General features: G+C 63.9%; 29 protein-coding genes. 20 read left to right on the top strand and 9 right to left on the bottom strand.

From position 1 onward, the window contains the following. Positions 1-81: 81 nt before the first annotated feature. Positions 82-306, bottom strand: coding sequence for a hypothetical protein (locus NKH28_RS29170; RefSeq protein ID WP_352472112.1), 225 nt, complete (start codon positions 304-306; stop codon positions 82-84). A 316-nt stretch (positions 307-622) separates the two neighbouring features. Between NKH28_RS29170 and NKH28_RS29165 the strand changes: the two genes are divergently transcribed. The 5 genes from NKH28_RS29165 to NKH28_RS29145 all read left to right on the top strand — a co-directional run bounded on the left by NKH28_RS29165 (position 623) and on the right by NKH28_RS29145 (position 5,581). After that, a complete protein-coding gene (locus NKH28_RS29165) occupies positions 623-1,573 on the top strand; it encodes a substrate-binding domain-containing protein (RefSeq protein WP_352472200.1) in 951 nt (316 codons plus the stop codon). Positions 1,574-1,802: 229 nt separating this feature from the next. Continuing rightward, positions 1,803-3,371: a sugar ABC transporter ATP-binding protein gene (locus NKH28_RS29160; protein WP_352920190.1), complete on the top strand. Its 1,569-nt coding sequence runs from the start codon at positions 1,803-1,805 to the stop codon at positions 3,369-3,371. Then, the gene (locus tag NKH28_RS29155) at positions 3,368-4,384 is read left to right on the top strand and encodes an ABC transporter permease (protein ID WP_352685164.1); all 1,017 of its coding nucleotides are present in this window, start codon (positions 3,368-3,370) and stop codon (positions 4,382-4,384) included. Before NKH28_RS29160 ends, NKH28_RS29155 begins: the two co-directional genes overlap by 4 nt. 240 nt (positions 4,385-4,624) lie before the next feature. Continuing rightward, the gene (locus tag NKH28_RS29150) at positions 4,625-4,993 is read left to right on the top strand and encodes an endonuclease domain-containing protein (RefSeq protein WP_352472114.1); all 369 of its coding nucleotides are present in this window, start codon (positions 4,625-4,627) and stop codon (positions 4,991-4,993) included. A 108-nt stretch (positions 4,994-5,101) separates the two neighbouring features. Then, positions 5,102-5,581: a GNAT family N-acetyltransferase gene (locus tag NKH28_RS29145; protein WP_352980998.1), complete on the top strand. Its 480-nt coding sequence runs from the start codon at positions 5,102-5,104 to the stop codon at positions 5,579-5,581. 196 nt (positions 5,582-5,777) lie between these two features. Here the strand turns inward: NKH28_RS29145 and NKH28_RS34555 are convergent, their stop codons facing one another. The 4 genes from NKH28_RS34555 to NKH28_RS29125 form a co-directional block, all read right to left on the bottom strand. Beyond that, complete coding sequence (locus NKH28_RS34555; protein ID WP_502906678.1) at positions 5,778-6,407, bottom strand: DUF982 domain-containing protein; 630 nt, start codon at positions 6,405-6,407, stop codon at positions 5,778-5,780. After that, positions 6,404-6,619 carry a hypothetical protein gene (locus NKH28_RS29135; RefSeq protein WP_254819654.1) on the bottom strand — a complete coding sequence of 72 codons (216 nt, stop codon included), beginning with the start codon at positions 6,617-6,619 and terminating at the stop codon, positions 6,404-6,406. The genes NKH28_RS34555 and NKH28_RS29135 overlap by 4 nt, the downstream gene beginning before the upstream one ends. A gap of 103 nt (positions 6,620-6,722) precedes the next feature. After that, a complete protein-coding gene (groL, locus tag NKH28_RS29130; RefSeq protein WP_352472117.1) occupies positions 6,723-8,354 on the bottom strand; it encodes a chaperonin GroEL in 1,632 nt (543 codons plus the stop codon). A 57-nt stretch (positions 8,355-8,411) separates the two neighbouring features. Then, a complete protein-coding gene (locus NKH28_RS29125) occupies positions 8,412-8,726 on the bottom strand; it encodes a co-chaperone GroES (RefSeq protein ID WP_352472118.1) in 315 nt (104 codons plus the stop codon). A gap of 339 nt (positions 8,727-9,065) precedes the next feature. Between NKH28_RS29125 and NKH28_RS29120 the strand changes: the two genes are divergently transcribed. Continuing rightward, the gene (locus tag NKH28_RS29120; protein ID WP_352457304.1) at positions 9,066-9,335 is read left to right on the top strand and encodes an usg protein; all 270 of its coding nucleotides are present in this window, start codon (positions 9,066-9,068) and stop codon (positions 9,333-9,335) included. A gap of 115 nt (positions 9,336-9,450) precedes the next feature. Here NKH28_RS29120 and NKH28_RS29115 read toward each other — a convergent pair whose 3' ends face one another. Both NKH28_RS29115 and NKH28_RS29110 read right to left on the bottom strand, forming a co-directional pair. Continuing rightward, positions 9,451-9,720 (bottom strand): DUF982 domain-containing protein, encoded by a 270-nt coding sequence (locus NKH28_RS29115; RefSeq protein WP_352472120.1) that lies wholly within the window; start codon positions 9,718-9,720, stop codon positions 9,451-9,453. A gap of 137 nt (positions 9,721-9,857) precedes the next feature. Continuing rightward, on the bottom strand, positions 9,858-10,070 hold the full coding sequence (locus NKH28_RS29110; RefSeq protein ID WP_245274651.1) for a hypothetical protein: 213 nt from the start codon (positions 10,068-10,070) through the stop codon (positions 9,858-9,860). 344 nt (positions 10,071-10,414) lie between these two features. On the opposite strand from NKH28_RS29110, the gene NKH28_RS29105 reads away from it, so the two are divergent. From NKH28_RS29105 to NKH28_RS29065, 9 genes are all read left to right on the top strand, one after another. Beyond that, complete coding sequence (locus tag NKH28_RS29105) at positions 10,415-10,891, top strand: Hsp20 family protein (RefSeq protein ID WP_352472122.1); 477 nt, start codon at positions 10,415-10,417, stop codon at positions 10,889-10,891. 29 nt (positions 10,892-10,920) lie between these two features. Next, positions 10,921-11,442 (top strand): Hsp20/alpha crystallin family protein, encoded by a 522-nt coding sequence (locus NKH28_RS29100; protein WP_352472123.1) that lies wholly within the window; start codon positions 10,921-10,923, stop codon positions 11,440-11,442. A 57-nt stretch (positions 11,443-11,499) separates the two neighbouring features. Continuing rightward, positions 11,500-12,183 carry a hypothetical protein gene (locus NKH28_RS29095; protein ID WP_352980997.1) on the top strand — a complete coding sequence of 228 codons (684 nt, stop codon included), beginning with the start codon at positions 11,500-11,502 and terminating at the stop codon, positions 12,181-12,183. A 109-nt stretch (positions 12,184-12,292) separates the two neighbouring features. Continuing rightward, positions 12,293-12,895, top strand: a complete 603-nt coding sequence (locus tag NKH28_RS29090) for a CDP-alcohol phosphatidyltransferase family protein (RefSeq protein WP_352501216.1) — start codon at positions 12,293-12,295, stop codon at positions 12,893-12,895. Positions 12,896-12,921: 26 nt separating this feature from the next. After that, complete coding sequence (locus NKH28_RS29085; protein ID WP_352980996.1) at positions 12,922-14,709, top strand: bifunctional alpha/beta hydrolase/class I SAM-dependent methyltransferase; 1,788 nt, start codon at positions 12,922-12,924, stop codon at positions 14,707-14,709. Positions 14,710-14,711: 2 nt separating this feature from the next. Further along, positions 14,712-16,055 (top strand): phosphatase PAP2/dual specificity phosphatase family protein, encoded by a 1,344-nt coding sequence (locus tag NKH28_RS29080; RefSeq protein WP_352980995.1) that lies wholly within the window; start codon positions 14,712-14,714, stop codon positions 16,053-16,055. Further along, positions 16,052-16,480 carry a hypothetical protein gene (locus NKH28_RS29075; RefSeq protein WP_352472129.1) on the top strand — a complete coding sequence of 143 codons (429 nt, stop codon included), beginning with the start codon at positions 16,052-16,054 and terminating at the stop codon, positions 16,478-16,480. Before NKH28_RS29080 ends, NKH28_RS29075 begins: the two co-directional genes overlap by 4 nt. Before the next feature lie 7 nt (positions 16,481-16,487). After that, on the top strand, positions 16,488-17,150 hold the full coding sequence (locus tag NKH28_RS29070) for a lysophospholipid acyltransferase family protein (protein WP_352775642.1): 663 nt from the start codon (positions 16,488-16,490) through the stop codon (positions 17,148-17,150). Positions 17,151-17,172: 22 nt separating this feature from the next. Further along, positions 17,173-18,108, top strand: coding sequence for a phosphatidate cytidylyltransferase (locus tag NKH28_RS29065; protein ID WP_023675663.1), 936 nt, complete (start codon positions 17,173-17,175; stop codon positions 18,106-18,108). A 124-nt stretch (positions 18,109-18,232) separates the two neighbouring features. Here NKH28_RS29065 and NKH28_RS29060 read toward each other — a convergent pair whose 3' ends face one another. Continuing rightward, a complete protein-coding gene (locus tag NKH28_RS29060; RefSeq protein WP_352980994.1) occupies positions 18,233-20,230 on the bottom strand; it encodes an AI-2E family transporter in 1,998 nt (665 codons plus the stop codon). 260 nt (positions 20,231-20,490) lie between these two features. Between NKH28_RS29060 and NKH28_RS29055 the strand changes: the two genes are divergently transcribed. From NKH28_RS29055 to NKH28_RS29045, 3 genes are all read left to right on the top strand, one after another. Beyond that, positions 20,491-20,778, top strand: a complete 288-nt coding sequence (locus NKH28_RS29055; protein WP_352980993.1) for a hypothetical protein — start codon at positions 20,491-20,493, stop codon at positions 20,776-20,778. Positions 20,779-21,112: 334 nt separating this feature from the next. Then, entirely contained in the window at positions 21,113-21,334 is a 222-nt protein-coding gene (locus NKH28_RS29050; RefSeq protein WP_023675660.1) for an alkylphosphonate utilization protein, read from the top strand. Between the two features lie 192 nt (positions 21,335-21,526). Beyond that, the gene (locus NKH28_RS29045; protein WP_352980992.1) at positions 21,527-23,497 is read left to right on the top strand and encodes an acyltransferase family protein; all 1,971 of its coding nucleotides are present in this window, start codon (positions 21,527-21,529) and stop codon (positions 23,495-23,497) included. A gap of 256 nt (positions 23,498-23,753) precedes the next feature. On the opposite strand, the gene NKH28_RS29040 is transcribed toward NKH28_RS29045, so the two are convergent. Then, positions 23,754-23,933, bottom strand: coding sequence for a hypothetical protein (locus NKH28_RS29040; RefSeq protein WP_502906677.1), 180 nt, complete (start codon positions 23,931-23,933; stop codon positions 23,754-23,756). 298 nt (positions 23,934-24,231) lie between these two features. Between NKH28_RS29040 and NKH28_RS29035 the strand changes: the two genes are divergently transcribed. Next, a complete protein-coding gene (locus NKH28_RS29035) occupies positions 24,232-24,549 on the top strand; it encodes a hypothetical protein (RefSeq protein WP_352501222.1) in 318 nt (105 codons plus the stop codon). Between the two features lie 223 nt (positions 24,550-24,772). Then, positions 24,773-25,081 carry a hypothetical protein gene (locus NKH28_RS29030; RefSeq protein ID WP_292664589.1) on the top strand — a complete coding sequence of 103 codons (309 nt, stop codon included), beginning with the start codon at positions 24,773-24,775 and terminating at the stop codon, positions 25,079-25,081. The last annotated feature ends 4 nt before the right edge of the window (positions 25,082-25,085 follow it).

The following is a 25,085-nucleotide window of genomic DNA, read 5'->3' as shown; positions in this document are numbered from 1 at the left end:
ATGCTCTTGCGCAAAAACAACGGCTTGATGCGCATGTCTTGAATCATTTTGTCAGCATGCGGCAGGTCGGCGTCATGCCGCTCAATCGTCGGTGGCCGGCGTCAATTCGAGCTCGGCCGGCGACAGGCCCTGCTGCAGCTGGCTGAGCCGGAATTCGTCGACCCAATAGGCCTCGCCGTTGACCAGCACCCGCGCGCTGTAGCTGCCGGCCGAAAAACGCTGCGCGGTGATGTACACCTTGTGGCGGTCGAGCGCGTTCCGCACCGCGGCGCGCTTGGATTTCTGACTGGCGACGGAACTGGCCATGCTGGTTACTCACGCACAAGCCGCAAGGCGGCGTGCCTTAAGGATGGCCGAGAGCGTGTCGGCTGTCAATTTGGCGGTCGCTGCGAGCCGCGCGCGGTAGCGTGTTCTTGCGCAAAGCTCCGGCCTTGGCTAGCATCCGCCGGCAGGCACCGAGCGGAGGAGAACGTCGCGGTGGACCGGCTGGAGCGCCGTTGCGTCCCTTCAAACACGAGTTGGGCGCTCGAAGGACACTCCATTTTTGAATCGACGCAAGGAACCTTCCGGAAAACCCATTCCGGTTTCGGGTCGTGCGCTCATCTGGGAGGAGACTAAATTGATCAACAGACGTGAATTCCTGCTGTCGACCGCGGCGATGGGCGCTTTAGCGCTGGCCGCCCCGCAACTGGCTTTTGCCCAGGACAAGCTGACCATCCTGGGTTCGGTGCCGAGCCTCGGCTTTCCGTTCTTCGTGCACATGCTGAACCAGATCAAGGCGGAAGCCCAGGCGCAGGGCGTCAACCTGGTCGAAAGCGACGGCCAGAACTCGGCGCCCAAGCAGACCGCCGATATCGAAGCGGCGCTCGTGCAGAAGGTCAACGCCATCGTCATCTCGCCGCTCGACGTCAATGCGCTGGCCCCAGCCATCGAGGAAGCGGTCAAGGCCGGCGTTCCCGTCGTCACCATCGACCGCCGTGTCGAAGGCGTCGAGGGCATCCTTGCCCATGTCGGCGCCGACAACGTCAAGGGCGGCGAGGCCGAAGCGAAGGCCATGGTGGCGGCATTCCCGAACGGCGCCAAGATCTTCCATCTGCAGGGCCAGCCCGGTGCCGGCCCGGCGATCGACCGCAACAAGGGTGTGCACAACGTCCTCGATCCGATGAAGGACAAGTACCAGATCATCTTCGAGCAGACCGCCAACTTCGCCCGCGCCGAGGCGCTGTCCGTCACCGAGGCCGGCCTTGCCGCCAACGGCAAGCCCGACGCGATCATCTGCGCCAATGACGACATGGCGCTTGGCGCGGTTGAAGCCTGCGCGGCGCGCAACTTCACCGACGTCAAGATCTACGGCTTCGACGCGCTTCCCGAAGCGCTGGTCGCCGTGCGCGACGGCAAGCTGGCCGGAACGGTCGAGCAATTCCCCGGCGAACAATCGCGCACTGCGGTGCAGATCGCGGTCGCCTACGCCAGGGACAAGACCGAGCCGAAGGAAAAGCTGGTGCTTTTGACGCCGATCGTCATCGGCAAGGACAATCTCGACAAGGCGGAGAGGCTGGGCGAGACGAAGTGAGGTTGCACAAAGGGCGCGCAGCGGCAAAAGTAGCATTCTGTCGCGCCCCCCTCTGCCCTGCCGGGCATCTCCCCCACTTGGGGGGAGATCGGAAGCTTCGCCGATGGCGCCTTTTCTGCAACGCAGGAAGATTGGCGAAAGACATCCAATCTCCCCCCTCGTGGGGGAGATGTCCGGTAGGACAGAGGGGGGCGCTGACCCGCCGACAATCGCAATCCAGGAGCAAACTTTGCCCAAGGCAGCCGCCATCGCGCCCTCTCCCGCCCTGCTCACCGTCGAGGGCGTGACCAAGCGCTTTGCCGGCGTCACCGCGCTGAACGACGTTTCGCTCGAAGTCCGCCCCGGCGAGATTCTCGGCCTGCTCGGCGAGAACGGAGCCGGCAAATCGACGCTGCTCAAGATCCTGTCCGGCGTGATGCCGCCGTCCAGCGGCCGCATCGTCTTCGATGGGGTCGAATTCAGCCCGCACAATCCGCAGGATGCCAAGCGCCACGGCATCGTAACAATCTACCAGGAACTGAGCCTGATCCCGACGCTGACGGTAGCGGAGAACATCTTCATCGGTCGCGCGCCGCTCGGCCGGTTCGGGCTGGTCAGCTGGCGAAAGATGGTGGAAGACTCACGCGCGATCATCGCTCGCGTCGGCCTCGACCTCGACCCGGCGACGCCGGTGTCGGCGCTGTCGGTGGCCGAGCAGCAGCTGGTCGAGATCGCCCGCGCGCTGTCGCTGAAGAGCCGCTTGATTATCATGGACGAGCCGACCTCTGCGCTGACCGAAACCGAAGTGCACAGGCTGATGTCGATCATGGACCGGCTGCGCAAGGATGGCGTCGCCATCATGTTCGTCACCCACCGGCTGGAGGAGGCCTCGGCGATCTGCGATCGCATGACGGTGCTGCGCGACGGCAGGCTGGCCGGCCATCTCGACCGCGAAGGCGGGCCGATCAAACTGCCGAAGATCATCGAGAAGATGGTCGGCCGCGCCGCTTCCGAGCTCTATGCCAGGCCGACGCAGCGCGACGTCGCCGGCGACGTCCGGCTCTCGGTGCGCGGCCTGCGCACGGTGCGCGATCCGCAGGCGCCGCACGCCATCGTGCTCGAAGGCGTCGATCTCGACCTCAAGGCGGGCGAAATCCTCGGCGTCGCCGGCCTCGTCGGCTCCGGCCGCACCGAGCTCGCCCGCGCCATCTTCGGCGCCGACCGCATTGCAGCCGGCACCATCAGGCTCGACGGCAAGCCGATCGCGCCCGCCTCACCCGCCGACGCCATCGAACTCGGCATCGGGCTGGTTCCGGAAGACCGCAAGCACCAGGCAATCTTCGCAGCACTCGCCATCCTCACCAATTTCTCGATCGCCGCGCTCGACCGCTACTCCAGTGTCGGCTTCATGGCCGAGCGGCGCGAACGCGAGGCGCTGGCGAACTACAGGAAGATGCTGTCGATCCGCATGGCTTCGCCCGAGCAGGCGATCGAGGGCCTGTCCGGCGGCAACCAGCAGAAGGTGATCCTCGCCCGCTGGCTGGCGCGCGATCCCAAGGTGCTGATCGTCGATGAACCGACGCGCGGCGTCGATGTCGGCGCCAAGGCGGAAGTGCACCAGATCCTGGTGGAGCTCGCCGCGCGCGGCATCGCCATCATGATGATCTCGTCCGAGCTGCCCGAAGTGCTTGCGGTGTCGGACAGGATCGTCACCATGCGGCGCGGGCGCATTACCGGCGAGATGCCCGGCGTCGAGGCGACCGAGGAGAAACTGATGGAACTGATGGCGCTCGACCAGAAGCAGGAAGCAACGCAATGACCAGCACGACCGAACGGAGCCAGCGCGGCGGCGTCAATATTGCGCGCCTGCTGATGAGCTTCGGCCCGCTGATGTTCCTGGGGTTGCTGATCGTCGTCTTCACCGTGCTGAAGCCGAGCTTCATCGACCCGATCAACCTGTTCAACATCATGCGCCAGATCTCGATCACCGGCTTGATCGCGCTCGGCATGACCTTCGTCATCCTCACCGCCGGCATCGACCTGTCGGTCGGCTCGCTGCTCGCCTTCTGCGGCATGGTCGCGGCGGTGGTGGCCAAGGGCGGCACCGCCAACACGCTGTCGCTGTCGACGTCGGGCACGCAGGGCTATGGCTGGTTCGCCGCCCTTCTCGCCGCCGTCGTCGTCGGCGCCGTGGCCGGCGGCGTCCAGGGCTTTGCCATCACCAGGCTGAAAGTGCCGCCCTTCGTCGTCACGCTTGGCGGCCTCACCGTGTTTCGCGGCCTGACCTTGACGATTTCCAATGGCGGCCCGATCTCCGGTTTCGACGCCTCGATGCGCTGGTTCGGTACCGGCCTGATCGGCCCGGTTCCGGTGCCGGCGATCATCTTCGCGATTGCCGCGATCCTTTGCCATATCGTGCTGCGCTACACACGTTACGGCCGCGCGGTCTATGCCGTCGGCGGCAATGCCGAGGCGGCACGACTCTCCGGCCTGCGTGTCGACCGCATCCTGATCTCGGTCTACATCATCGTCGGCTTCTTCGCCGGCCTTGCCGCCTTCGTTTTGTCGGCGCGGCTCAACTCCTCCGAAGCCGTCGCCGGCATCGGCTACGAGCTGACAGTGATCTCGGCTGTCGTCATCGGCGGCACCTCGCTGTTCGGCGGCATCGGCAGCGTCGGCGGCACGGTGGTCGGTGCAGGGCTGATCGGCGTGCTGCAGAACGGGCTGCAGTTCAACAACGTCTCGTCCTACACGCAAAGCATTGTCATCGGCCTGATCCTCATCCTCGCCGTGGCCTTCGACCGCTGGCTGAAATCGCGGGTAAGGCGGTGATACAGGTGCCATGCCTATCCAGGTCGGCGGGCCAGCACCCCCTCTGTCCTGCCGGACATCTCCCCCTCAAGGGGGGAGATTGGACGTCGCTCCAGCTTTCGCCAATCTCTAAAGAAGGGAGAATTTTCGGCGAAGCTGCCAATCTCCCCCCTTGAGGGGGAGATGTCCGGCAGGACAGAGGGGGGTGTTCAAGCGCAGCACAGAGAAGATGGGCAAGATTCGCGCTGAGGAATAGAAGTAGTGAATCACTATCCCGTACCTCCCCGTAACCGCGGCAATGCGCGCAAGATGCGCAAGGCCATGACGGATGCCGAGCTGAAGCTCTGGAATGAGGTCAGGGCGCATCGACTCATGGGGCTGGCATTTCGGCGGCAGATGCCAATTGCAGGCCATATTGTCGATTTTGCCTGCCCGGACAAAAAGCTGATTGTCGAACTGGATGGCTCCCAGCATGCCCGGGCCGATGCCTCAATATCGGACGCTACCAGAAGCGCACGGCTTGAAGCGCTGGGCTGGACTATCCTGCGGTTCTGGAACGACGACGTCATTCGCGATATCGACAATGTCTGCCAGCACATAGTCATGGTGGCCGGCGCGGATGTGCGCTGAACTCAGCCGTGCAGGGCCGGCGGGACAGCACCTCTCTGTCTTGCCGGACATCTCCGCTCAAAAGGGGCAGGTTTCTGGGGCGAGGTGCCAATGACCCAAATAAGAACCATGACCGAACAGGACGTTCCGGCGGTGTCGCGGCTGCTTGGAGGGTCCTGGCGACACACCTATTCGCCGATCCTGTGTGCCGAGACGACGGCACGGCTGTCGGATGAGAAGCACGCGCCGGAGCGGCTGGCGGCCGAGCTCGGGGATGACAACAAGATGTCCTTCGTCGCCGAGCGGGCTGACGGCTCGCTCGCCGGTTATGCGATGGCAGCGATGGACGACAAGGGCGAGGTCATGCTCGAGCGGCTCCATATAGACAAAACAGAGTACGGCACCGGCCTTGCCGCCGACCTGCTGCATGCCGTTCTTGCCGCGCATGCGGGTATTCCCAGCATCGCCCTGGAAGTGATCGAGGGCAACGACCGCGCAATCGCCTTCTATCGCAAGCACGGCTTCGAGGTCGTCGAGCGCCGGCCGGCTGCACACGGGGTGGGCGGCCATGCCTCGCTGATCATGCGCCGGCTGCTACCGATGGCTTAGTAGGCGAAAGCGGCTGAGCGCGTAATCTCCCCCCTCGAGGGGGAGATGGCCGGCAGGCCAGAGGGGGTAGCCGCGCGTGAGGCGCCAACTTTCTCTTTCGTCCAACATGGCGTCGCGCCAGGACGTACCGACCCCCTCTGTCGCCTTCGGCGACATCTCCCCCTCAAGGGGGGAGATTGGCGACTTCTCCAACCGCTCAGGCTGGGGCGTTGACGCGCTGTGCGCGCGTTGCCCAATCGGCAACCGTCGCGCCAGCAACGCTCTCGCCGGCAACCATCCCGTTCGTCTGCGGCGCAAGCAGGTCGTTGCGGCGGGCGAAGGCAACGAAGGTGGCGCGCGCCGTCTCGGCGTCGATCTCTCCTTCCAGTGCTGCACGGCACGCTTTTGCGGCGATGTCATGCGCGGCCGTCCGGCTCGTTGCCGGCCACTCAGCCAAAAGTGCATAAGCCTCAGCCGCGCTTTCTATCTTCGTCGGCGTACCGAGGCCGGCGAGGATGGTAACCGGCTTGTCGAACGAAGCACGATCCATGAAACTCTCCTTTCCTGGCTCAATCGGCTCCTTTCGGAACTCAACCGCGCGGGCGCTTCGATCCGCCTGCAGGACGGCGTCGATCGGCGAATGCAATACGGCTTGCATGCCCGGCCGCGGCAGCAGCCGATGCACCTTGACCAGCGCCTCGAGCCAGGCCGCCACGCCCAGCGGCGGATGTTCGCGCCCGTAGAGCCACGCCTTTGCCTTGGCGAGCGGGTATCCCGCCTCTTCGGCGAAATCGGTTTCCGACCAACGCAGCAGGCGCAGGCATTCGCGCATCCGCGCCGCGATCATTTGCGCTCCTCCGTGCCGGCCCCCACGCGTTGAGCCGACAGAAACATCAGCGTGTAGGCCGCCTTGCGGCGGTCCCAGCCGGCCGACTCGGCCATATCCAGCAAGCCGTCGACCAAAGGCGCCAGCGCCGCCCTGCAGTCGGCTTCATAGTTGAAATCGTTTTTCGGGCGGGTCGGCGCCGCGATCTTTCCAAAACTGTCCATCATATCCATGGCAACACCTGCTCAGCATTAGTCCCGGACCGGCAAGACCGTGCCCGCTTTTGGCGGACACGGTCCATCTGCCGTTTCGAAGTCGCGCTTTGGAAGCCTGGCCTTAGAAGTCCATGCCGCCACCGCCGGGCATGGCCGGCGCGGCAGCTTCCTTCTTCGGCTTCTCGGCCACCATCGCCTCGGTCGTCACCAGCAGGCCGGCAACAGAGGCGGCACCCTGGAGAGCAGTGCGCACGACCTTGGCCGGGTCGATGACGCCTTGACTGTAGAGGTCGCCGAACTCGTTGGTCTGCGCGTTCCAGCCATAGCCGAACTCGCCCGTCTCGCGCAGCTTGCCGACGATGATCGAACCTTCGGCGCCGGCATTCTCGGCGATCTGGCGCACCGGCGCTTCGATGGCGCGACGCACGATGTCGACACCGGTCTTCTGATCGGGATTGTCGACGACGACGTTATCGAGCGCCTTCGCCGCTCTCAGCAGCGCCACGCCGCCGCCGGGCAGGATGCCCTCCTCAACCGCCGCGCGTGTGGCGTGCATGGCGTCGTCGACGCGATCCTTGCGCTCCTTGACCTCGATCTCGGTCGAGCCGCCGACACGGATGACGGCGACGCCGCCGGCGAGCTTGGCCAACCGCTCCTGCAGCTTTTCGCGGTCGTAGTCGGAGGTGGTTTCCTCGATCTGCGCCTTGATCTGGCTGATGCGCGCATGGATTTCATCCTTGCGGCCGGCGCCGTCGACGATGGTGGTGTTCTCCTTCTCGATCAGCACCTTCTTGGCGCGGCCGAGCATCTCCAGTGTGACGTTCTCGAGCTTGATGCCGAGGTCCTCCGAGATCGCCGTGCCGCCGGTCAGGATGGCAATATCCTCCAGCATGGCCTTGCGGCGATCGCCGAAGCCCGGTGCCTTGACGGCCGCGACCTTCAGGCCGCCGCGCAGCTTGTTGACGACCAGCGTCGCCAGCGCCTCGCCCTCGACGTCCTCGGCGATGATCAACAGCGGCTTGCCGGATTGCACGGCGGCTTCGAGCACAGGAAGCATGGCCTGCAGGTTGGACAGCTTCTTCTCGTGGATCAGCACATAGGGTTCTTCGAGTTCGACGCGCATCTTATCCTGATTGGTGATGAAATAGGGCGAGAGGTAGCCACGGTCGAACTGCATGCCTTCGACCACTTCCAACTCGGTCTCAGCGGTCTTCGCTTCCTCGACAGTGATGACACCCTCATTGCCAACCTTTTCCATCGCCTCTGCGAGGAAGCGGCCGATCTCGGCATCGCCATTGGCAGAGATGGCGCCGACCTGAGCGATTTCGTCGTTCCTGGTCACCTTGCGGGCATTGGATTTCAGGTCGGCGACCACGGCGTCGACCGCCTTGTCGATGCCGCGCTTCAAATCCATCGGGTTCATGCCGGCAGCGACCGCCTTGGCCCCTTCCCTGACAATGGCCTGAGCAAGAATCGTCGCGGTCGTGGTGCCATCGCCTGCGGTGTCGCTGGTCTTCGAAGCAACTTCGCGGACCATCTGAGCGCCCATGTTCTCGAACTTGTCCTCGAGCTCGATCTCTTTTGCCACCGTCACGCCGTCCTTGGTGATGCGCGGCGCGCCGAACGATTTGTCGAAGACAACGTTGCGGCCCTTGGGACCGAGCGTCACCTTCACCGCATTGGCAAGCATATCGACACCGCGTAACATCTTCTCGCGGGCTTCGGTATGAAATTTCACATCTTTGGCAGCCATTGGAACACTCCTCGATAGGCAGCTTTTCGTTGACTGGAATGCTTGTTCAGGCCCCGCTCAGGCAGCCCTCTTCATCTCGCCCGTGGCTTCGATCACGCCCAGCACGTCGCTCTCTTTCATGATGAGCAGATCCTCGCCATTGAGCTTGATCTCGGTGCCGGACCATTTGCCGAACAAAATGCGGTCGCCGACCTTGACGTCGAGCGGCTGCAATTGGCCGCTGTCGTCGCGCGCGCCCGGACCGGCGGCAATGACCTCGCCCTCCTGCGGCTTCTCCTTGGCGGTGTCGGGGATGATGATGCCGCCCGCGGTCTTTTCGTCGACCTCGATGCGGCGGACCAGGATGCGGTCATGCAATGGACGGAACGCCATGTCGTTCTCCTCTCGGGACAAACAGATCTTCGAACATCCTCCTGACCGGACCGGCAATATCGGCCCGGCACGGGGTGCGCGATCTCTTCTTCAGGCATCGCGCGCATACGAACTAGTCGCGCTTTTTTCAGCTTTCAAGAGGATCATGCAAAAATTTTAGCACTCGACACCTGAGAGTGCCAATACGCTGTAATTGTTCGCACATTCGCCGTTTCCGGCGCGATGACCCGGCCGGATTTCCAAATCTGTCCGTCTCCTGAGCCGCTTGCCGGCGGCTGGAACCTATGTGGAAGGCGAGGCGTTTTGCAGACCGAGGTTCATTGGGAAAGGAAGGATTGCATGACCAGCAGGGACTTTCAGCTCCAGATGCAAGGGTTTGGCCTCACCACGGCGGAGATCCACTACCGTCTGCCCGATCATCGAAGCCTGCTTCAGCTCTATATCTGGCAGGAATACGATATCGCCCCTGATTTCCCGACGCTGAAGCATTTCCTCGATTTCTGGGAGCGCGAGATCGAAGGCCCGCTACATTCGGTGCGCGTGGCTCATCACCGTCTGATCCAACCGTCCGAATGGCGGGCCGTAAACGGCATTATCACCGTCCACTGAGGAGCAAGCCGATCTGCCGCCAGACAGCAAACAAAGTGCCTCCGAAGCGGGAGAGAGGGGTAGCTGACTCTCCCCCACTTTGTTTTGGATCTCACAATATCGGCGGGCGTCCGGACTAGCCGGCGTGGTCGACAGGCTTACGGGCCGATGCGAGCAATCCAGCCTTGCGCGCCGCCCTGACGAAGGCCTTGCGCGCATCACGCGCGGTGCGCCAGCCGTCGAGCGCGTCGCGGCAGGTCCGATAGGCGGTGCGCCAGCTCCGGCCGCGTGCACGGTCCGGCCACTGCTGGCGCATGCATTCGATGGCTTCCCAACTGCTGGCGACCTTGCGCTCGCTGGATTGGAATTTCAACGTGATCGGCTCGGCGAAGCGGACGTCGTCCATCACTTCCTCCTTGTTTTCTGATCGTCTTCTTGTTTGAGCAAGCAACGTTGTGCTGGCGGCACCGGCGGCCGGCCGGCGCCGCTGAAGGACATGGTTCGTCCCTTTGCGCGGTTCAAGAGCATCGCGGCAACAGCCGGTTATTCCTCCTCGTCCGGCCCTTGCAGCAGTTCGATCAGCGTCGCTACCCTTGCCGTCGGCAGCGGTCGGCCCTCGTTCACCAGCGCCTCGTCGGCGGCGATCCAGGCCAGGGCCTCGCGCAATTCCTGGACCGTCCCGTCCGTCGCCGCAATGTCGGCGATCACGGCTTCGTCGACCGGGCCCAGCACAGAAATGATCTCGTCGCGTGTCATGGTCAGCTCCATCTGCGAGTGCCGGGAACGGGCCCGGCAACACAAGAAATCTGGGTCTTGACCTGCTGCAGACAATAACCGGCCGGGGAAGTCAGCGTTGGCAATTGAAACCAACAGGCAATCTCCTGCCGGACATCTCCCCACTTGTGGCTAGATTGGCAGCCTCGCCGAACCGACCGAAAACCGGCCCGAAAAACCGGCAACGCGAGAGCCACCGGGTCTTGACTTGCGGCGGACAATAACCAGATCGAAGGCACCGGTCGCCGAAATGGGGCCGGCGGAACCAGGGAGCGCCAGCTCTTTGGCGCCCCTCGTATCTATGTTGCTCGATGGAGGATGTAGCTATGAGAACCGCATTCGACTTTTCCCCGCTCTATCGGTCGAGCATCGGCTTCGACCGCGTCTTCAACCTGCTGGAAAATGCTCCGCAGGCCTTCGACGCCTGGCCGCCCTATGACATCGCGCGCAGCGGCGAGAACAACTACCGCGTCACCATCGCCGTAGCCGGGTTTTCCGAGGACGACCTCGAAATCACTCATGAACCCAACCTCCTCATTGTCTCCGGCCAGCACAAGGAGCCGGACAACACGGAGTATCTGCATCATGGCCTCGCCACACGGCCCTTTACCCGCCGTTTCGAGCTTGCCGATCACGTCAAGGTCGCAGGCGCCTCGCTCGACAACGGCCTGCTCAGCATCGATCTGGTACGTGAGGTGCCAGAGGAGATGAAGCCTCGGCGCATCGCCATCGCGACCGATGTCGCCTCGCCGAAGACCGGGCCGAAGGTCGCGCAGGGCGAAGCAAACAAGCAGGCTGCCTGAATGCACCAGTCGAGAAAGGAGACTATGCAATGGCTATTCGTGATCTCATTCCGTGGGGCCGGGAGAACAATCAGCCCCCCAGCCTGTTCCGCAACGGCGACGGCGATCCCTTCCTGACGCTGCATCGCGAAATGAACCGCCTGTTCGACGAGGCGTTCCGCGGCTTCGACGCGAGGCTGCCGTCGCTCGGCGGCTTCTCCGCTGCCCGCGCCAGCTGGCCGAGTGTCGAAATCTCCGATAGCGAAAAGGAGATCCGCGTCACCGCCGAGATCCCCGGCATGGACGAGAAAGACGTCGAGTTGCTGCTCGATGACGGCGTGCTGACGCTGCGCGGCGAGAAGCGCGAAGAGACCGAGGACAAGGACAGGCAGTTCTCCGAACGCTTCTATGGCCGTTTCGAGCGGCGTATCCCGCTCGGCTACGAAGTCGACGAAGACAAGGTGAACGCCGCGTTCCGGAACGGTGTGCTCAGCGTGACGCTGCCCAAGACGGAGCGCGCCCAGGCAAAGGCCAAGCGTATCGCCATCACCGGCGGCGACGGCAAGTCCTGACGGCTCGTAGGACGACGTCCCTTCTGCCTGTCGGTTCCGGCGGGCAGAAGCGGGCAAATGTCGATGACCCGTTCTCCCGACGCTCCGGTTCCGCCTGACCAGGCGCAGCACGCCCTGCAGTGCCTGACGACCGAGCATTTCGTGCTGCAAAACGCTCGCGCCGCGACCATTCAGGAAGCGAACCAGAGAGCCGATCTGTTCCTGACCTCGGTCTCAAGCGCAACGATTGCCTTGTCCTTCGTCGCGCAGGTCACGGAGATGGGCAGGCCGTTCGTGTTGTTCAGCCTGATCTTGCTGCCTTGCCTTTTCTTCATCGGACTGGTCACCTTTGTGCGCGCGGTGCAGGTTGCCATCGAGGACATGGTGCATGCCCGCGGCATGGCCAGGATCCGCCACTATTTCGTCGAACTGGCGCCCGTCCTGCAAAGATACCTCGTCAATTCCAGGCATGACGACCCCTCGGCGGTGCTGGTCGACAAGGGCCTCAGACCCTCGCCGCTGCAATATTTCATGACCACCGCGGGGATGGTGGGCACGATCAACGGCGCCATTGCCGGCGTCTTCACCGGCATCGTTGTTAAGTCCGCTTTCGGCGGGGGCATGTCGCCCGGCGTGATTTGCGGGCTGGCGGTCTTCGCGACATGCATTCTCATCCTGCGGCGCTATCATAGTCGCGCCTGGGCGGCGGCCGAAGAAAGCTTGCCCGCACGGTTCCCGGGCGACAATGGCAGGGAAAGCTAGCGCCGACATATCCGGATGTCGAAAAGTGGCAGGGCGCCGCCCTTGCGTCTTGCGCGCCAATTGACCATCCTCGCCAACATCATTTGCACCGCGGCCGGGGGGTTCGCATATGCCGACGCTTTATGCGCTGAAACCGGCCTTCCAGGCCAGGCTGCGGCCGCTTGCCGATGGCCTGGCCAGGGCCGGCGTCACCGCCAACCAGATCACACTGCTGGCCGCTGCCCTCTCGCTCGCCGCCGGCCTTGCGGTGGCAGTCCTTGCAGGCCATCGCGCGGTCTTTCTGCTGATGCCGCTCGTGCTGTTTACGCGAATGGCGCTGAATGCCATCGACGGCATGCTCGCAAGGGAACATGGCCAGGCCTCGAAGCTCGGCATGTATCTCAACGAGCTCTGCGATATGATCTCCGACCTCGCTTTGATCCTGGCATTTGCCGTCATTTTTCCCGCCTGGGGTGTCGTTGCATTTGCGATCGCGGCTATGATCACTGAGTTCGCCGGCGTGCTCGGCATCGCCGCCGGAACCGGGCGCAACTATGCCGGCCCGTTCGGCAAAAGCGACCGGGCGCTGGCGCTCGGCATCCTCGCCGTGCTTATCGCGTCCGGCCTGTGGGTCCCGGCGCTCACGCCGCTCGTGTTTCCGGCCATGGCTACACTCTCGCTGGCGACCGCCATCAACCGGATACGCAGCGGCCTTAACGGGAGCGGCAGCTGAATTCCGGTCTCGCCAGGGAGAACAACATGCTTCACCAACAGACGGTTGCCGCGGTGGCTCCAGCCAATATCGAGCGGGTGGCGCAGGAGCGCAGCTTCAAGAGCCATGACGGCACCGAGATCTTCTACCGCTATTGGCCGGCGCTGTCGGAAAACCGCAAGGGCGCCATCCTGCTGTTCCATCGCGGCCACGAGCATGGCGGCCGCATGGCGCATCTGGTCGACGAGCTCCAGATGCCCGATCACGCCTTCTATGCCTGGGACGCGCGCGGCAATGGCCGCTCCGCCGGCGAACGCGGCTATGCGCCGTCGTTTGCGGCGCTGGTGCGCGACATCGATTGCTTCGTGCGCGAGATCGGCAGCGACGGCTTTGCCCGGCGCGACATCGCGCTGATCGCGCAATCCTTCGGCGCCGTGCTTGCCGCCGCCTGGGTGCATGACTATGCGCCTGACATTCGCGCCCTGGTGCTGGCCTCGCCGGCCTTCTCGGTCAAGCTCTACGTGCCCTTCGCCAAGCAGGGCATTGCGTTGTGGCAGAAGCTGAAGGGCCGCTTCTTCGTCAATTCCTACGTCAAGGCGAAATTCCTGACGCATGACCCCGAGCGCATCGCCTCCTTCGACGCCGACCCGCTGATCACCCGGCCGATCGCCTCCAACATCCTGGTCGAGCTCTACGATCATGCCGCGCGCATCGTCGCCGACGCCCGCGCCATCACCGTGCCGACACAGCTTCTGATCTCCGGCAGCGACTGGGTGGTGCGGCATGGACCGCAGCACGAATTCTTCGTCAATCTGGCGAGCCCGGCCAAGGAGCGGCACGTGCTGCCCGGCTTCTTACACGACACGCTGGGCGAGCGCGACCGCCACAAGGCACTCGACCTGATCAGGCCCTTCCTCGAAAGCCAGTTCGCGGCGCCGGAAGAGCCGGTCGACCTGACCTGGGCCGACCGCGCCGGCTACACACGCGACGAGGCCGACCGGCTGGCCTCGCCGCTGCCGCTGCTGTCTCCCAGGGGGCTCTACTGGGCAATGAGCCGCGCCTCGATCCGCATGGGCGCCTGGCTGTCGTCCGGCATGAAGACGGGGATTGCCACCGGCTTCGATTCCGGCTCGACGCTCGACTATGTCTATGAGAACGAGGCGCGCGGCATCAGCCCCATTGGCCGCATGATCGACCGCACCTTTCTCGATGCCATCGGCTGGCGCGGCATCCGCCAGCGCAAGCTGCATCTGGAGGAGCTGATAGGCAGCGCCGTTGAGACGCTGAAGGCCGCCGGTCGGCCGGTCCATATCGTCGATATCGCCGCCGGCCATGGCCGCTATGTGCTCGATGCCGTGCAGAAAGGCGCCGCGCCGCCGGCAAGCGTGCGGCTGCAGGATTTCTCCGAGCTCAACGTCTCGCTCGGCCGCAAGCTGATCGCCGAGCGCAAGCTGCCGGCGACCGTCTCGTTCCATCGAGGTGACGCCTTCGACGCCACGCTGCTGGCCGGGCTCGACCCGGCGCCGGATCTCGCCATCGTCTCGGGGCTCTACGAATTGTTTTCCGATAATGCCATGATCGCCCGCTCGCTCGGTGGACTGGCCAGCGCCATGCAGCCCGGAAGCCTGCTGGTCTACACCAACCAGCCTTGGCATCCGCAGCTCGAGATGATCGCGCGCAGCCTGACCTCGCACCGCGGCGGCCAGGCATGGGTGATGCGCCGCCGCACGCAGGCCGAGATGGACCAGCTGGTGGCGGCCGCCGGCTTCGAGAAGCTCGACCAGCGCATCGACCAGTGGGGCATCTTCACCGTTTCGGTCGCGCGGCGCGTCTGAGCATGGACCTGCCTGCCTGTGCCTCACCTCGCGGTGCCGCTGCCCTTCCGGCCTTGCCACGCGAGCCGTATCCCGGGATCGTCCTGCGCGCCGCATTGTGGCTGGCATTTCTGGCGCCGTTCTTCTACGCCACCTACGGCTTCGCCAACTGGCTGGCGTCGCGGCGCGACGACGTCGGCAGCATCGTCTTTGGCTGGGAGCGCGGCATCCCGTTCCTTGCTTGGACGATCGTGCCCTACTGGTCGATCAACCTGTTCTACGGCTTGTCGCTGCTGTTGAACAATTCGAAGAGCGGCGTCGACCGCCTCGCCGGCCGCTATCTGACGGCACAGATCGTTGCCGTCGCCTGCTTCATCCTGTTCCCGCTGACTGCCACGTTCGTGCGCCCGCAGACGAGCGGCCTGCCCGGCTTCATGTTCGCCGTGCTCGGCGGCTTCGACAAATCCTTCAACCAGGCGCCGTCGCTGCATATCGCGCTGCTGGTCATCATCTGGGACCATTGGCGTCACAGATTGGCCGGCATCGCCGGCGTCGCCTGGCATGTCTGGTGTTTCCTGATCGGCGCCTCGGTGCTGACGACGTGGCAGCACCATTTCATCGACATACCGACCGGCGCGCTGCTCGGCCTTTTCGCGCTGTGGCTGTTTCCGCGCGACGGCGCCTTGCCTTTCGTCGGCTTCCGCCTGACCGCGGACCCGAAAGCGCGGCTTCTGGCGCTGTTCTATGCGCTTGGCGCAGCCTTTGCGCTGGCCGGCGCTGCCGCCGGCGCATTGGTCTCGGCGCTGTGGCTCATCCTGTTGTGGCCGGCACTGGCGCTGGCCATAATCGCTTTCGCCTATGCCGGCGCCGGCGCCAAGGTGTTCCAGAAAACAGCCGATGGCCGCGTGTCGCTGGCCAGCCGTCTTCTGCTGTGGCCCTACCGGGTTGCCGCCAAGGTCAATGTGTGGGCATGGACGCGAAAGCTTCCGGCGCAGATCGTCATCGCCGACGGTGTTTCCCTTGGCCGTTTTCCGACCGCCGCCGAGGCCGACGCCTTCGGCACGGTGATCGACCTTGCCGGCGAACTGGAACGGCCGCGTGGCGCCTCGATCCACTGGATGAGCCTGCCCATGGTCGACCTTTTGCCGCCGTCTCGCGAGGCGCGTGCGCAAGCGGTGGCGGCGATCGAGACGGCGCGGGGCCAGGGCACGGTGCTGGTCTGCTGTGCGCTCGGCTTCCAGCGCAGCGCCGCCGTCGTCGCCGAATGGCTGGTCGCCAGCGGCCGGGCCGCCACGCCGGATCAGGCGCGAGGCAAGCTCGCTGCCGCCGGCCGGCCTGTGCATCTTGGCATGGACGCGGCGACATGACCGCTTTTCGAGATAAGGCCGAGACGTTCGCCGCCGGACTGATGGTGCAGGTGGCGTGGCCGCTGCTGTTGATTGCTGCTGCCTTGCTGGCGGCACCGGTCATCGGCCTGGCGACTGCGCCGCAAACATCGTCGCTGTCCGCGGCGGCCTGGCTGATCGCCGCCGCGGGTGCCATAGCCACAATCATTCTCTCGGCCCTGCTTTTGTTCGACGCGCTGCTGTTCCGGCTGATGGCCAGCCACGCCAGCGAGGCAGGCGGCGGTGCGGCGATCGACGACCTGCTGGCGCGCATGCGGCTGAAACCCACGGCGGCCGGTGGCCGCTCGCTCGACCAGCGGATGGCCGGCACGCGCCGTCTGCTCGCCAAGCAGCGTATCGCCTTCAGCCTGTTCGCGGCGGCCTCGGTCGTCGCGGCATTCTTTTGAGCCGTCCATGACAAAGCTTCGCGTCAGCACCTATACCCTGCTGCAGACGGTGACCTCGGTCGGCCTGTCGGCACTGGCCTGGGTGGTCACCGGCGTGCGGCCGATCTGGAACGGCAGCCAGCCATCGGACCGGCAACGCATCTACTTCGCCAACCATGCCAGCCACGGCGATTTCATCCTGCTGTCGGCCTGCCTCAGCGAGAAGGAACGCGCCCGTACCCATGCGGTGGCGGCCGCCGATTATTGGAGCAAGTCGCGGCTGCGCCGTTTCATTGCCGAGGACATGCTGTCTTCCGTGCTGATCCACCGGCAGTGGACGGATGAAACGCAGCACCCGATCTCGATCATGCTGTCGGTGCTCGACCAGGGCCACTCGCTGATCCTGTTTCCCGAAGGCACGCGCAACATGACCGACGAACCGCTGCTGCCGTTCCGCTCCGGCCTCTACAATCTGTCGATGGCGCGGCCCGATGTCGAGCTCATCCCGTGCTGGATCGAGAACATGTCGCGGGTGCTGCCCAAGGGCCAATTCGTGCCGGTGCCGCTGCTTTGCCGCGTCGTCTTCGGCGCGCCGATCGCCATTCAACCGGGTGAGGAACGCCGCGCCTTTCTCGACCGCGCCCGCGAAACGCTGCTGGCGCTGAACCCCCGGCCGCAGCGAGACGATTGAGGACCAAGGCAAAATGCTGCCGATGATGCACGAAACCCTCATTCTGATTGTCGGCCTGCTGGCGGTGCTGATCAGTGCCAGCGTCGTCGCCGGCGTCTTGTCATGGCGCGCGCCAAAGCCGTTGTCGCCGACGCTGGTCAACCTCACCCAGCGCATCAATGCCTGGTGGGTGATGGTGGTGGCGATCACCGTCGCCTTCTTCTTCGGCCGCCCCGGCATGACCATCCTGTTCGCGCTGATTTCGTTCGCCGCGCTGCGCGAATTCGTGACGCTGACGCACAGCCGCCGCAGCGACCACTGGGTGCTGCTCGGCATGTTCGGCATCGTCATCCCGTTCCAGTACTGGTTGGTGTGGACCGCCTGGTATGGCCTGTTCACCATCTTCATCCCGGTCTACTGCTTCCTGCTGATGCCGGCGATCACCGCGCTGCACGGCGACACCGAACGCTTTCTCGAGCGCGTCTCGGCGCAGCAATGGGCGGTGATGATTTCGGTCTACTGCGTCAGCCACGTGCCGGCGCTGCTGACGCTCGAGGTGCCAGGCTTCGAAGGCCGCAACCTGTTGCTGATCGCTTTCCTGATCATCACCGTGCAAGGCAGCGACGTGCTGCAATATATTTTCGGCAAGCTGTTCGGCCGGCATCTCCTGGCGCCGACGGTCTCGCCGTCGAAGACCTGGGAGGGGCTGGTCGGCGGGCTGGCGGCATCGAGCCTGCTCGGCGCGCTGCTGTCGTTCCTGACGCCGTTCTCGCCGCTGCAGGCAGCCGGCGTCGCCTTCATCGCCTGCCTGATGGGCTTCCTTGGCGGGCTGGTCGCCTCGGCCATCAAGCGCGATCAGGGCGTCAAGGACTGGGGCCATCTGATCGAAGGCCATGGCGGCATGATGGACCGCGCCGACAGCCTGGTCTTCGCCGCCCCGGTCTTCTTCCATACGGTGCGCTATTTCTGGACTGTATGAAGGTTGGCGCCGTTTGCCGTGGCGGACGGTTCAGGGCGACCTTGCGAAGATAACCTGATCCGTTTTGTTATTACCACTTTCGCGAAAGCGGTAATAACCCGACCTGCCGCGGTCTTCGCCGCACTCATTTTGCCGCGGCGAGCGGCTCTTTCTTGCGCGCCGGCGTCAGGCGGCGCATGCGGCGTTTGGCGGTGGTCTTCAGCGCCACCGGCGGAGCGCTGGACAACGCACCGAGCACCGCGCCGACCATGCCATGTGCGACGAAATCGGCGTTGATCTCGTTGGCCAATCTGGCATCTGCCTCCTGGTTGTCGCTGTCGGCTTCCGACCACAACACGATGCCCACTCGCAACCTTGGTTTGGCGCGTTTCAGCCGACGGACCAGGAACCGCCCGTGCTTGACGGAATCCCGGTTCAAAAATCCGATGACGACACTATCGACGGCATCGAGCTCAAGGCGGCGAATGCTCCCCGGTTCCATCTCGGCGAAGCTCGCTCTCAACACCGTGGCGCCCTGGACCTCGAGCACCTGGGCCAGCATGGCGGCCGCCGCGTCGTCGAGTTCGCCGCGCCCGCCGGCGCACAGCACCGACATGCCCGTGCCATCCGGCAGTTCGGTATACTCCTCGCCCTGAACCTCCCCCTGAACGTGCCTGTCCTCGCGTGAGCCGTTGTCCTCGGCCGCGGCCGTGTCGTCCGCTTCCGCCTCCTCCTGCGCGCTGTCGTCGAGGTTCGCCACCATCGTCAGCGCGCTGCCCGCGACCTGCTGTCTTTGCTCATCGCTCAACACGCCACGCACCCGGTCCTGCTCACCGAGCAGAAGTGCGGGAATCGCGACCTTGTCGTAGAACTCGACCAGATATTCTTCGTCCAGCATCTCCTCGGCATGGTCCGTCGCTTCCTCGGGATCGCCGGCCAACAGCCGCTGGTAAAGCCGGGCGTGCGGTTCGAGCACGGGTTCGTTGCCGAACAGAACGTCGAGGAATTCGAACTGCGGCACATGGCGGCCAAGCACGACGAGACAGACCGTGAGCGGCGTCGACAGAACCAGGCCCAATGGCCCCCAGAGCCAGGTCCAGAAGATCGCCGCAACGATGATGGCCAATGGCGACAGCCCGGTGCGCGAGCCGTAGAGCCAGGGTTCGATCACGTTGCCGGTGATCAGTTCGACCACGACGAAAAGCCCTGCGGTCCAGAGCACGAGCGACCAGCCGGGCGCCACGGCAAGCGCCAGGAACAGAGGCAACAGCGTCGCGATGACCGGGCCGATATAGGGAACGAAGCGCAGCGCCAGCGCCAGCAAGCCCCACAGCAATGGATTGGGTACGCCCAGCAGCCAAAGTCCGATTGCAATTGGGACGGCATAGACGATGTTGACGACCAGTTGCATGAGCAGATAGCGGCCGACGCGCTTGCCGGCATCCTGCAGCGCCTCGGTAGTTCGGTGCAGATCGCCATAGCCGACGAGGCGTATGAAGCGATCGCGCAGGTCCTCCCGCTCGAGCAGCATGAATATGACGACCACGACGATCAGTCCGGCCGATGCCAGCGGGCTCAGCAGCGGGCCGATCAGATTCTGGAGAACCTCGAGCGGTCGTTCGCGCGCGACGATTTCGACCGGGATCGGTTCCCGCGGAGGCTGATCGGCGGCGGGTTGTGCGGGCTCGGGTCTGTCGAGCTCCTGGCCGACGCGTTCGATCACCCGGCTCAATCTGGAAACGATGCCGCCGCCGACGCCGGTTTCCTTGAGCGACCGGACCTTGGTCAGGATATTCGCCTGGTAAAGCGGAATGTTCTGCGCCAGTTCACTGACCTGCGTGGCGACGATGAAGGAGAACAGAGCCAGGACCGTGAATGCGCCGAGCACACTGGCGATCACGGCAGGAAGACGCGGAATGCCGGCTCGCTTGAGTGCCGACACCATGGGCACGAGCGCAAAGGTAAGCAGCAGCGCGATTGCGATCGGCAGAAAGACCTCGCGCCCGAAATAGAGCGCCGCGACGGCCGTCACGACCGACGCTACGCTGGGCAACGATGTGCGCGGAAGCGCCCTGGCCGCGGAAACAATGCCCGCCCGCCGGGGCTCCGACAGGTGCGCGTCGTTTCGACGATTTGCCGCCACTTGATACCTCCGCCCCGCCGTCGCCATGATCGGGCATATTGAGCCGGCGTGCAACTTCGCAGCGTCTCACCCAGCTGGACGCCGATTGCCCTGGTCGGCAGCGCGGCAAATTCAGTCATGGTAGAATTTTTTGCATTAATGACGTCACGGGCAATCCTGTTCCATGTCTGCGCCAGAACGTGGAACTTTTGGGTCAAAACACCGTTCCTTCGTAGATCGCTGATGGACAACCTCAAAGCAGCAGCTCAGGAGGAATGATCATGAACTTCAAGACGCTTTGCATAGGCGCGATGGCGCTTTCGATGATGACCGGCGCAGCGTTTGCCGCCGGTGCCACTGGCACTTCGGCGCTCGACGATCCGCAGAAAATGACGCCCTTCTTCACCGACGCCGGCATGAAGACCATGAAGTCGGAAGCCGAATTCAAGGCGGCATGGATGGCCATGTCCACGAGCGACCGGGCCATGATGTTGAAGGAATGCAGCGACGCAGGCATTGCCAAGATGCATGCCGACTTCTGCAAGATGGCCAAGCAGCTCAACAAGTAACCGTCGGCTTCTTGCCAAGCGAAATGGGGGCCAAGCGAAAGGGCGGGCGGCCCTTTCGCGACCTTCCAGTCCGCACTCATACCGGCGGGTGCCTAGCCATTTGAAATCGCGACGCCGGCCGGAGCGGCAATGACATTATGGTCCAGGGGCACCGTCTGCTTGCAACCTGGGTTTTCCGGTCGGCCGTTCCCGCATAGTATTGGCGGACGGCCCGCTTGACGCTTGACCCCGCTTGACGCTTGACCCCGCTTGACGCTTGACCTTGTCGCCGAGCGTGGGATAGGCCGGGGACTGGCCCGACCACCTCCCACCGGAGTCCCACGAAAGACCTGCCATGACCGACGCGATCATAAGAGACAGCAATGGCACGGCGCTGCACGAGGGCGACTCCGTGACCCTGATCAAGGATCTCAAGGTCAAAGGCACGTCGGAGACGATCAAGCGCGGCACGCTGGTGAAGAATATTCGCCTCACCGGCAATCCCGGCGAGATCGAATGCAGCACCAGGCAGGTGAAGGGCCTGGTGCTGAAGACCGAGTTTTTGAAAAAGGCGTGATCGCCTCGGCACCCTTCGCTTCGCTGCCATATCAGTGGCTCTCGAATCGCTCGTGTGAGTGAACCGCCCACGCGAGGAACTGGAGGAGCCGCGCCCTCCCCCTATGTTGCACTGCGTTAGATTTGTTGCATTGCAATATCGTCGCATCGGGTCGAGCCTCTGCGAGGTGGGCATTCCTTGCATGAGGTGATTGTGTCGGCATCATTTCGGCCTGACATCGAAGGGCTGCGCGCGCTGGCGGTGGCGGGTGTCATCGCCTTCCATTTTGGTCTGTCCGGCCTGCCCGGCGGCTTTGCCGGCGTCGACATCTTCTTCGTCATCTCCGGCTATCTGATCACCCGCCACCTGGTTACGGAAATTACCGAGACCGGGCGGCTGAACCTCTGGCGCTTCTACGCCCGGCGCGCCCGGCGCCTGTTGCCGGCGGCACTGTTCGTCATCCTCGCCACGCTGTTCGCGGGTTACTTCATCCTGTCGCCGGAGGAACAGGCGCTTTATTCGAAAGGCGCCATGTTCGCCTCCGCCTACATGATCAACCTTTGGCTGATCCGCTGGTCGTTCGACTATTTCGCCGCCGACGCCACCAACAACCCGTTCATCCACTTCTGGTCGCTCTCGGTCGAGGAACAGTTCTATTTGGCATGGCCGGCGCTGCTTCTTGCCGCCGCCTGGCTGCGTCCCGGCAAGCGCGCCGCTATAATCGTCATCGGCGTCGCCGGCGCGGCCTCCTTCGCCGCCTGCGCCTGGCTGACGGAAGTGTCGCAGCCCTGGGCCTTCTATTTCTCGCCGCTCAGGGCCTGGGAATTCGCCGCCGGCGGCCTCGCGACCATGGCGCCGGCAAAGATCTGGCGCGACCGGCCGCTGCTGGCCACGCTCCAGGCATGCCTCGGTCTGGCGCTGATCGCCTGGGCCTATCTGATGCTGGACGAAGACTCGCCGTTTCCCGGGGTGAATGCGCTGGCGCCTGTTGCCGGCACCGTGCTGCTGCTGCTCAGCGGCAGCGGCGGCCGCAATCTGCCGAGCGCCGTGCTGGCGCTGCCGCCCATGCAATGGTTGGGCCGGCTGTCCTATTCGCTCTATCTCTGGCACTGGCCGGTCATCGTCTATGCGGCGATGGTGGTTCCCGGTCTGTCCATCCTGGACCGCCTTGCCTGCGCGGCGCTGACGCTGTTTCTGTCGATGTTCACCTATCATTTCATCGAGAACCCGATCCGCCGCAACGGCTGGCTGATGGCCGGAGCAGCGCGGGCGCTGGTGCCCGCCGTCGCGCTGACCGGCGCCGGCGTGGTCGCGGCCTATGGCAATGCGCGCTTTGCCGAGCACAATCTCAGCCCCGAACAGCACGTCATCGCCGACAGCGCCGCGCAGCTCTCTACTGTGCGCGCGAGCAATGGCGGCTGCGTGCTCGATTTCGAGACCGTCAAGCCAAAACCCTGCATGTTCGGCCGCAAGGATGCCCAGCGCTCGGTCGTGCTGTTCGGCGACTCGCATGCCGACCATTGGTCGACGCCGCTGATCAAGGCGGCCGAGAAGAACAATTTTCGCGTCGTCACCTTTCTCAAATCCTCCTGCCGGGCTTCGCGGGTGACGACCTGGAACTGGCGGCTGAAGCGCGACTACACCGAATGCGACCAATGGCGCGAGCAGTCGGTCAAGGACATCATCGCGCTCCACCCGCAACTGGTGGTGATCTCGGAATTCTCGATCGGCAATGTGATGAAGGAATCGCCCGAGGAGTTGAAGCACGCCGACTGGCAAGCGCAGTGGCGGACGGGCCTCACCTGGACGCTTCAGGCCTTCAGCCAGGCCGGCATCAAGGTCGCGGTCATCAGGGACGTTCCCTACAATGCAAGCTACGCCGACAAATGCGTGGCGCGGGCGCTGTGGCGGGGCCAGACGCCCGCGACATGCGACACGCCGAGGATCATGGCGGCAAACGACGACATCGCCACCATCGAGCGCGATATCGTGCGCTCGACACCGAACGCTGCTTACATCGACATGACCGACCGCTTTTGCGACCAGACCACCTGCCATGTCTTCATCGACGGCAAATTAGCCTTCCGCGACCGCCACCACCTGGCGACGCCCTTCGCCGAAACGCTGGAACCGGCGGTGGAGCGGGCGCTGTTTTCGGATGTGATGGCGGCGGCTGTAAAGTAACGGTTTCCGGATCTTGTCGGATCACGACTCAGCCCCTCGGCAAGCAACCATGCGGGGGTCAGCTAAGGATGAGACCCGCCAGGAAAACGGTAAGGAGAAGCGACAGCGGAACTGCAAGAAGGCAGCACAACTCGAAAGTATTGGCTCGCCAAGAAGTCATTGGGCGCTTTTCCATGTTGGCCTTCTCCCTCAACGGCCAGACCGAAACGGCAGTTCCGCTTAAATGTCAGGGTGCTCGTCCGCACCGCTCTTTATGCTACTGGCGCAACTCGTTCCGCTTCCTGGTCATCCATCGTGCACGCGCCAGATGTGTCGCCCACGCCCGGAAAGCCCTCTCCGGCTCCCGCTCCGGATCAAGATGCAGGACGATGCGGGCGACCTGGCGCCAGTCCGTTCCTTCCGCCGAAGCGTCGAGCAGCCGGATATAAGTAAGCATGCGATCTTCGTCATAACCGGTCGGCACCGAAGACGTCGGCGCTGCGTTCGCGATATGAGAGTTTGGCTGCTTTGGCATTGCGACCTACCAGCAATGGCGCACCGTAGCAGCCTATAAAGAAGCCCGCGCCGTTTGATCGGAGGATGCGCCGATCGAGATTCGCCTCGACGGTCGGCAAATGGGGGCCTCAGGCGGAGTTCCCCGCCCAGCTGGGCTCACGCCTCACCACGTCGTGATCGGGTCGAGGCAATCTATCTATTTTAGTGGAACCTAATTTAGTCGACGCAATTATGCGTGCGTGAGAAAGCGTGAAATCCAGACCGTCACTGAAAGCCGGCTATCGCGGGATCAGTTGGCCGATGATCCAGTGATTGCAGTCGATTTGACGGAACGGATATTACAGGCGGCCGACAACGACAGAATTGTTTGCCTCGTCGTGGCAACGGAGGAGCTGGAAACCGACCGCATCGAGAAAACGGAGCCTAAGGAGACCAGGATTGCCGCAAGCTTCGTCCGGGACTTTGAGGTAATGCTGCTTGTTCTTTATGCGGCCTACGCCCTCGCTGTGCTGGGTGCGACCGCGTTCGTTTTGCTTGAATTGGGCCATGTTCTGTAGGCAGACGTCGGCAAAAGACGGGACTGACGCGCGATTGCCGCTGTTTGATGAGAGGAGCGGCCACGCTGCGTCGACGATCCGACCCCGGCGCAGCCAGCGGCGTTTTCGCGCCAGCAGGCGCTAAACTTCGGGCTCGTCCGTTCGTTACATCTTGCCAATCTATGGAACGAGGCTGCCCCTCGGGGGTTTTTCTATTAGAGGGACGTTAAAGAAGGAGGTAGCTATGAAGAAGCTCCTGCTTGCCTCGGTGATCGCCATCGCATCGGCGGCTTCCGTGATCGGCCCGGCGAATGCCGGCGGCAGCGTCACGATCGGCATCGGCAACGGCTATGACGACGACTATTATTATCGCCACCATCGGTATTCCGATTACGACGATGAGTACGTCCCCCGTTACCGCTATGATGTCTATAACGAGGACTACGCGCCGCGCTACCGGTACCGGTACCACCGGCGCTGCCACACCGAAGTCATCAGGCACTGGCGTCATCACCACCGGATTATCGAAAGAATCCGTGTCTGCCGTCGTTGACGGA

Source organism: Mesorhizobium sp. M1227 (assembly GCF_040318315.1).
Lineage (GTDB): Bacteria > Pseudomonadota > Alphaproteobacteria > Rhizobiales > Rhizobiaceae > Mesorhizobium.
This window is presented reverse-complemented; position numbering and strand designations above follow the sequence as displayed.

Coding starts and splice junctions, on each gene's coding strand:
- NKH28_RS29170 (WP_352472112.1), bottom strand. CDS start 306: ATGGCCAGTTCCGTCGCCAGTCAGAAATCCAAGCGCGCCGCGGTGCGG.
- NKH28_RS29155 (WP_352685164.1), top strand. CDS start 3,368: ATGACCAGCACGACCGAACGGAGCCAGCGCGGCGGCGTCAATATTGCG.
- NKH28_RS29145 (WP_352980998.1), top strand. CDS start 5,102: ATGACCGAACAGGACGTTCCGGCGGTGTCGCGGCTGCTTGGAGGGTCC.
- NKH28_RS34555 (WP_502906678.1), bottom strand. CDS start 6,407: ATGATCGCGGCGCGGATGCGCGAATGCCTGCGCCTGCTGCGTTGGTCG.
- NKH28_RS29135 (WP_254819654.1), bottom strand. CDS start 6,619: ATGGATATGATGGACAGTTTTGGAAAGATCGCGGCGCCGACCCGCCCG.
- groL (WP_352472117.1), bottom strand. CDS start 8,354: ATGGCTGCCAAAGATGTGAAATTTCATACCGAAGCCCGCGAGAAGATG.
- NKH28_RS29125 (WP_352472118.1), bottom strand. CDS start 8,726: ATGGCGTTCCGTCCATTGCATGACCGCATCCTGGTCCGCCGCATCGAG.
- NKH28_RS29120 (WP_352457304.1), top strand. CDS start 9,066: ATGACCAGCAGGGACTTTCAGCTCCAGATGCAAGGGTTTGGCCTCACC.
- NKH28_RS29115 (WP_352472120.1), bottom strand. CDS start 9,720: ATGGACGACGTCCGCTTCGCCGAGCCGATCACGTTGAAATTCCAATCC.
- NKH28_RS29110 (WP_245274651.1), bottom strand. CDS start 10,070: ATGACACGCGACGAGATCATTTCTGTGCTGGGCCCGGTCGACGAAGCC.
- NKH28_RS29105 (WP_352472122.1), top strand. CDS start 10,415: ATGAGAACCGCATTCGACTTTTCCCCGCTCTATCGGTCGAGCATCGGC.
- NKH28_RS29100 (WP_352472123.1), top strand. CDS start 10,921: ATGGCTATTCGTGATCTCATTCCGTGGGGCCGGGAGAACAATCAGCCC.
- NKH28_RS29095 (WP_352980997.1), top strand. CDS start 11,500: ATGTCGATGACCCGTTCTCCCGACGCTCCGGTTCCGCCTGACCAGGCG.
- NKH28_RS29090 (WP_352501216.1), top strand. CDS start 12,293: ATGCCGACGCTTTATGCGCTGAAACCGGCCTTCCAGGCCAGGCTGCGG.
- NKH28_RS29085 (WP_352980996.1), top strand. CDS start 12,922: ATGCTTCACCAACAGACGGTTGCCGCGGTGGCTCCAGCCAATATCGAG.
- NKH28_RS29080 (WP_352980995.1), top strand. CDS start 14,712: ATGGACCTGCCTGCCTGTGCCTCACCTCGCGGTGCCGCTGCCCTTCCG.
- NKH28_RS29075 (WP_352472129.1), top strand. CDS start 16,052: ATGACCGCTTTTCGAGATAAGGCCGAGACGTTCGCCGCCGGACTGATG.
- NKH28_RS29070 (WP_352775642.1), top strand. CDS start 16,488: ATGACAAAGCTTCGCGTCAGCACCTATACCCTGCTGCAGACGGTGACC.
- NKH28_RS29065 (WP_023675663.1), top strand. CDS start 17,173: ATGATGCACGAAACCCTCATTCTGATTGTCGGCCTGCTGGCGGTGCTG.
- NKH28_RS29055 (WP_352980993.1), top strand. CDS start 20,491: ATGAACTTCAAGACGCTTTGCATAGGCGCGATGGCGCTTTCGATGATG.
- NKH28_RS29050 (WP_023675660.1), top strand. CDS start 21,113: ATGACCGACGCGATCATAAGAGACAGCAATGGCACGGCGCTGCACGAG.
- NKH28_RS29040 (WP_502906677.1), bottom strand. CDS start 23,933: ATGCTTACTTATATCCGGCTGCTCGACGCTTCGGCGGAAGGAACGGAC.
- NKH28_RS29030 (WP_292664589.1), top strand. CDS start 24,773: ATGAAGAAGCTCCTGCTTGCCTCGGTGATCGCCATCGCATCGGCGGCT.